General features: G+C 37.4%; 6 protein-coding genes. All 6 read right to left on the bottom strand.

Features of this window, described 5'->3' with window-relative positions:
* Genes BFA01S_RS08665 through BFA01S_RS08640 form a run of 6 tightly spaced genes read right to left on the bottom strand, consistent with a single transcriptional unit; the run spans nucleotide 1 to nucleotide 6,860 of the window.
* Nucleotides 1-837: a sugar phosphate isomerase/epimerase family protein gene (locus tag BFA01S_RS08665; protein ID WP_066228504.1), complete on the bottom strand. Its 837-nt coding sequence runs from the start codon at nucleotides 835-837 to the stop codon at nucleotides 1-3.
* Complete coding sequence (locus tag BFA01S_RS08660) at nucleotides 837-1,814, bottom strand: DUF6005 family protein (RefSeq protein ID WP_066228500.1); 978 nt, start codon at nucleotides 1,812-1,814, stop codon at nucleotides 837-839. Before BFA01S_RS08660 ends, BFA01S_RS08665 begins: the two co-directional genes overlap by 1 nt.
* Nucleotides 1,807-2,085 (bottom strand): petrobactin biosynthesis protein AsbD, encoded by a 279-nt coding sequence (asbD, locus tag BFA01S_RS08655; protein WP_066228496.1) that lies wholly within the window; start codon nucleotides 2,083-2,085, stop codon nucleotides 1,807-1,809. The genes BFA01S_RS08660 and asbD overlap by 8 nt, the downstream gene beginning before the upstream one ends.
* Nucleotides 2,082-3,314 (bottom strand): AMP-binding protein, encoded by a 1,233-nt coding sequence (locus BFA01S_RS08650; protein ID WP_066228493.1) that lies wholly within the window; start codon nucleotides 3,312-3,314, stop codon nucleotides 2,082-2,084. Before BFA01S_RS08650 ends, asbD begins: the two co-directional genes overlap by 4 nt.
* A 2-nt stretch (nucleotides 3,315-3,316) precedes the next feature.
* The gene (locus tag BFA01S_RS08645) at nucleotides 3,317-5,062 is read right to left on the bottom strand and encodes an IucA/IucC family protein (RefSeq protein WP_066228491.1); all 1,746 of its coding nucleotides are present in this window, start codon (nucleotides 5,060-5,062) and stop codon (nucleotides 3,317-3,319) included.
* Nucleotides 5,034-6,860 carry an IucA/IucC family protein gene (locus tag BFA01S_RS08640; protein WP_066228488.1) on the bottom strand — a complete coding sequence of 609 codons (1,827 nt, stop codon included), beginning with the start codon at nucleotides 6,858-6,860 and terminating at the stop codon, nucleotides 5,034-5,036. The genes BFA01S_RS08645 and BFA01S_RS08640 overlap by 29 nt, the downstream gene beginning before the upstream one ends.
* Nucleotides 6,861-6,871 lie beyond the last annotated feature (11 nt).

Here is a 6,871-nt window from a genome sequence, read left to right as displayed (position 1 = left end):
TTACTGCTCGTTAAGGCTGGGATAAAGCAGGCTTATATCTCTCACTTCTTTACTGTCCTTTGCTAATATGTCTTTTACATTCGGACCGAACCATTCTAATGAAGCTTCAACTTCTTTCATATAAGAAATTTCAGCGAGAAATTTCTTATAATCGACTGCACCTTCAAATAATGGGACCATTCCTTCTCTAGATCCTGCTGCTGCATAAACATTATTAGGCTCAAAAACATCTAATTGGTTATGCGAAGCAATATTTTTAAAATGAAAATGGGACACAAAAGGATGAATCTTTCTTATCGCTGCAACTGGGTCAATTCCTGATTCCCATATATGTAAAACATCAAAATTCACACGCAATGCCGGATGATCCACTTCTTCAAGAAGCTGCAAAGTAGAATCCAGATTATCAGTTAACGTGTTTGGATGCGTTTCAACAAGTAAGTACTGACCCTTAGATCCAAAAAATTCACTGAGCATCTGAAGCCTGGAAACAATAGCTTCTCTCTCATCTTTATTCGTATTTAAGCTGCCCTTTTTCCCTGCAAATGTACGAATTTTATTAGTTCCCCAGCGGTATGCCAGTGAAGATAAAGTATTTGCCTCGGCCATCATATCCGCAACAGATGCTTCTAACGGTAAATAGTCACTGAGCATACTTGTTTCCAAATTATAGGAGGTAAGCCAATCTGCTCCGTAATGAAAATCATTAGCAAGATTTTTTGCATGAACACCCCACAGCTCCACTCCTTGAAATCCTTCTGTTTGTGCAAAGTGAGCTAACTGGTCAATGGAATAAAGATGATGCCTAAATGAAATTGTACAGATGGATAGTTTCATTAAACGAACTCCTTCTTCTCAGCTTCTTGTCTTATCGACCACTTATTAAAACAATCCTGTAATCCTCTTTTAATTTTGAATTCTAAAAGATTTTGTTCTTCTAACTTTGCAAAAATATCATCGGTGATTGAAATATCTCCAGTCATCGCAAGTTTCATCGCGCGGTATTGGATTGTCGTATAACCATTCACAAGCCTTTCAATTTCATCACACCATACTTCAAATTCCTCTTCTTCAAGTTCAAGACATTCCCAAAAATAAGCGAAAGCATGTTCATACGCATATTTTCTGATTGCTAAAACAGGCAATTGCTTTAAAGCTGAAGTGAGTTCAGACAAACGATGTTTCTCTTTTCCAACTGTATAAGCTTTTACAATGTCTCTAACAGCTTCTGTCATCGGGTTACGATCAAGTTTTATACATGTATTAAAATAAGCTTCAATAGTTTCATGATTTGGAGGAATGATAGACGTTGAGTCAAAATAATATCCTCCCTCTACAGATGGCTCTTTAATTGCAGCAATAATTCTCTCCTTCGGCAAGACTCCTTCCCAGCGAAAATCAGGATCATACATAAACCATTCTTCTTCTTTTTCTGTCATTTCGAGCATGACATAATGAGGAAATGGACGTTGATGAAATTTATTTTCCCGCTCTGGAAGCATCGATAAATCAAGCATAACCATTACATGATGATGTGCTGGTTTATTGTCTAATAATTTTAACAGCTCATCTACATTTTCCTGTTTAGACTGGCTTTCATCATACCATTTATGTAATTTTATTCCGTAAAGCATCTCATACCATGTTTTAAAGAAATCATGGTCAATACGATCAGAGTGATAAGTTAAAACTCCATTTTCAAGTACATCAAAATCAGCATCCCACACACCGAAATAATACGGTCTGTGATCAACTCCCTCTGTTTTTTTAACAACTTCGCAAACACAACTTACAAAACAATGTACTTTAATCATGTGATTCCTCCAGCAATGTTTCTTTTTGCTGCTCTTCTAAAAAACTGGCAAGACTTCCTACTGTTCTAAATTCCTTAGGTATAAGCATTTCGTCAGGAATCTTAAAACCAAGGTCAAGCTCTAAATGGAGAATAAGCTGAAGAACCATAATAGAATCCATGTACAGATCTTCATTTAACCGGGCTTCTTCATGGAAAGCAGCCATCGTTGGAAGTTCTAATTTCTTTTCTAATATATGATAGATAACATCTATTATTTCTTGCTTTGTCATGCTAATACTCCCCCTAATTTCTTTCTGCTTACCTTACCATTTGGCAGTTTCTCAATTTCATCAACCTGAATAAACTCCATAGGTATTTGATGTGGAGCAAGGTATTTTCCACACCATTCCCGCAGCTCGATCTCATCTACTCGTTCGCTGGAGACATATTGAACACATACTCGCTCTCCTGATAATGCATTTTGTTTTTTATACACAACTGCTTCTGTTATTCTCGGCTCATCCATAAGAATATTTTCAACTTCTTGAGGATAGACATTTAAACCGGCTACGTTAATCATGTCATCCATTCTTGAAAGAAATGAAAGAACTCCATTTTCTATGTATCCAATATCCTTTGTATAAATAGTCTGTGCCGATGTATACACAATAATTTCCCCTGATGCATCTACATTCCCCGCATCTACTTTTAGATGGGGCAGTATATATCCCATCTCGCTGGAATTCTGTACATCAGGATGGAGCGTTATGCATCCTGCCTCAGAACATCCATACTGCTGAAGAACAAGGTTTGATGAATCCCTTAATAAGGCAAGCCAGCTTGACGGCATAACTGTTCCTGAAGTCATGACATAATCAAACTTTTGATCCGATGGAAGGAACCGGCTTAACGTATAAAGCAGAGCGGGAGCTGCATAAAGTATATATTTTTTATATTCTTGAAGCTTTTTTAATATGTATTTAGGATTCATATTCGTTAAAATCACCGGTTCTGCTCCCCTTTTTACACAAGCAAAAAAGCCGCTGATCAATCCATAGGAATGGGTCATTGGACAAGCAATAATAGACTTTCTTGTATGATCTGCAGGTAAGACTGTCACATAGCTATCCACTTCCTCTTCCACCGAATCCCATGTTCTTTCAATACATTTTGGAGCCCCTGTAGTACCCGAGCTCATTTGAACTAAAACCCCTTCTTTTTCATTCTCTTTAACAGTTAATTCAATAGGAAATTCTATCGATCCGAATAATAGCAGATGGCTGTTTGCCGAAGAAGCGATACGGACAGCTCCATCTTTTGGAGTAGAAGGATGAATTGGAACGACAGACCCTCCTTTACGACGAATATATAAGCAAAGAGCCAGCCATTGAAATACATCCGTTATACAAACTGCAAGTCTCTTATTATGACAATCTCGTATATGAGGCATACTTTCAAATACGGCATATTGCTTCTCTAAATCATCTAATGTATAGTAATCATCATTTACAAAAAACATGTTCATTTCTCCTCTTCTTGCTGAATATGACAAAAAACATTTCTTACTAAATGTCGAAAATTTCCTTCTTCTTTATTTTTAACCTTCTTTTTTAATAAAGATTCTACATAAATTTCAGCTTTCTTATATGGAAACTCTTGTTGACGGGTAATTAAGTCTGGAAATCTCTCAATATGTTCTTCGATTAATTTCCCTACTTTATTCCAGAAATGCTTCTCTTTGTAGCCATAATGCTCTTCCATTAAAAAAGACAGCTCACTCAAATGAAATACAAATAAAGTATCCATTATTAACTCTCTCAAAGCCTCTACAGAAGACATCCAGTAATAGTCATCTTCAGGTGCATCTTTATACCGCTCATGTATTTCTTCAAAAGATGGAACAAGACTGGCATCTGCTAAAAACCCTTCTGTATACTCTACACTCTCATGGAAGTCACGTAATATGACACGAGTTGGCCAGCCGTTTTTATGTAGTAAAACCATATTTTGTGCATGGGCTTCTACTGCAATACCGTGCGCTGCAAGTAAATGCCATACTGGAAGAACACTCACTTTAATAAATTGCTTTAACCAGTTATCACTTCCATAGTTTTTAAGCCAATCATCTATAAACAGGTTTCCATCTTTTTCAATCATCATTAAGGCAGTAAACGGCACTGCTTCTTCCCCGTCTTGAATATAAGCTCTAATACTCTCTCTCCATATCACTCCAAGCTGACCATCTAATTTCTCTTCTTCTGCTTCAAAAATCATACCTGCATATTCTTGAAGAATGACAAGAGACGCTTCTTTTTGCAAATATGGGTCTTTTTGAATCACTTTTTGAATCCAGCTTGAAATATGAGGAGCAGCACAAATAGAATGGGAAGCTAATTTTCTTAGAGAAGATGTATTCACCATGTTCATAGAAAATTTCATATAGGCCTTTTCTGGATATGCAGCATTCCACAAAGTACGAACAGACTGGGTAGCCCGGTAAGGATCTCCGCTTACATCCAAAGGCAGAATATGTCTCGTCTTCATATATTTCACTAACTCAGGCTTCATAGTTTCCCACTGCCAAGGATGAACAGGAAGAAATGTATAATGATCAAAAGTTCCTCCCATGCTCTCAAGCTGCTTTAAAAGTTCCTCCCACATGAAGGAGCCCAGCTCTTCTTTAAAGAAGTCCTGTTCATCTCCGCAGATAGCTGTTTGAATAAGACTTCTCCTGACCGCTATCCATTTTAAATGAAAAGCTTGCTTTGCCTCTGGGCCATATTTTTTATGATCTTCTATTGTGAAGCCAGTTCTAGACTTAAAGCATGGATGATAAGGATGGCCTTCCATAATCTCTGATTCTAATTCTTCATAAGCAGATTTTCTTCGGGAAGCAGGCTGTGGCAAATGAAGTTCATTCCAGCTGCAGAGCTTAATCGTCTGGCTCAGTTCATTTATCAAACGTAATTTATGCTCTCCATCACGGATAAGTTCTCCCGCTAGCTCCTCAATCGTCGCTTCCACTAAAGAGTGGTCTTGGCATTCCTTAAAAATGCTGGCTTCTTTTATCCGAATGCGATCAAACGCTGTTCTCCTTCCTTCACAACGATATGTGCGATTTTCCCCAAAGAGATAGAAAATAGAATAAGAATCTGCAGTCTCTGTTTCTTTATACTTAATAATGCCTTCGAAAATCATTGCCTCTACTAATTGCCTTTTTACTCTTTTTTCTGCCTTTTTAGAGTAAGCCAGATGTTGCGGTTGCATACTGTTCCTCCTTATGACAAACAACAAAAGGATTTTTGATGTAAGTGTATACTGCTTGTTCAAGCTCGGCATTTAGTTCATCTACATCATGAAAACGAGTTAATAAATTCGCTTTATACGCCAGCTTTTCACGTTTTAAAATCATATTGACAAATGTTTTCCCTGATCCTGTTAAGTCCTTTTCAAGCACATATAGCTGCTTTACACACCATTCTATTAACTGCTCCTCTTCCAGAAGATTGTCAGATCCAAAACGATGAATCACAGAGAAGAGCTGATTCATGAATAAATAATAAGTAAACCTTTCCTGAATCAGAGAGTCTTCATAGAAAAGCTCTGGTGTCTCGAATAAAGAAGGCTCGATAACACAAAGAGTGTCCTCATATAATTTAGATAGATAATATCCCTGATTATCCCGATAATAATAAGTCTCCGGATAGCCAGAAGAAATATCCAAAACACTATTTTGCTGATGAGCTTCAAGCGCAATACCATGTTCATCATACAACCGGATGAGCGGCTCGACAGCACATTTCCAATAATTCCCAAACCAACTAAAGCTTATTTCCTCTAATGACCTGGATTCGGACTGTGCTATTGTTGAAATGAGCTTATAAAGTCTTGATTTCTCATTTGGCAGAGGGTCTTGTACAATCGCTGCAATTGAGCTGACTCCCTTATCCTGATCCTTTTGAAATACATTCGACCGAATAATAACTTCGAACCCTGACTCTGACTGGCCGGGAAAGTTTACAGTAATATAAGCCGGATCATCTATTATTTGGAAATAGTTCCCTTCCCCAATGAAAGTAAGTTTCTCCATTAATTCAGCCATTACTACTCCGGCTTTCAGTTCATGATTTCGATTCACTCGTAAAGAGTTTGTTACTTTTACTGGAATCGAAAATTTATACATCCATTCTTCTTCCTCGCTATACACCGTTCTTAAAGAAGATGTTGCTGTATAAAAAGGCCCCATTAAACCTAAGTCCTCAATCAGCCCCTCTTCTATCCCTTGTTTTACATATTGCTGCTGCAGGAGCCACTGGGCTTGGAGTGGATGCATTGGAATGAAACAATATCCCTCTTCCATCTCTAATTCAGGGCAAGACTTCCATAATGACTGATAGATTAATTCACTAGTACTCTTCCTTAAAACAGATGACTCTTGCACAATTGTCTGGTCAACTTGAAAATAGTGAAGCTGAAAAGAACCTTGAAGCTCCGGAGCAAATCTCTCATGCTGCCAATTTGCCATTCCTTGTCTGCTTTTAGGTGTTGGATGAAACCAATGTCCAAAAAGCAGTGACTGTTCTGTTTCTATAAATGTACTTTTTTCTAAGTGAATATTTTTTTCATCTTCCATTCTATTTTCGATATAATTTGCCATCGTTTGATAGCTTTCAATTAACCTGAAAATCAGTTCATCAAAATGGGAAACAAATTCAGGACAGCCATTGGATTTTGCCATCAGATGAAGCTCTTGGATAAGAGTAACCATAATAGTTAACCTGTCTTCCTGATACCATTCTTTGTCTTCCTCACAATACTTAAGGGAAACTCCAAACTCATGTCTTCCTACAAGAGAATGATAATTAACGCTAATAGCAAGGCTGATTGATTGCTGTTTCAAATACAGTTCTAGTATATATTGGTCTGAAATAAGTACTGATGAACGCTTTCCTTTTATCCACTCTTCTTTCTCTGTCCAATGCCCTCCTTGTACTTCACGTACATAACTATTTACAAATGCTTGAAATGTTGCATTTTCTGCAATACGTTTAGCTGACTGGTTCATATTCCCATCCC

Source organism: Metabacillus fastidiosus NBRC 101226 (genome assembly GCF_001591625.1).
Taxonomy (GTDB): Bacteria; Bacillota; Bacilli; order Bacillales; family Bacillaceae; genus Metabacillus; species Metabacillus fastidiosus.
Note: the sequence above shows the minus strand (reverse complement) of the source record. Positions and strands in the feature narration are given on the sequence as shown.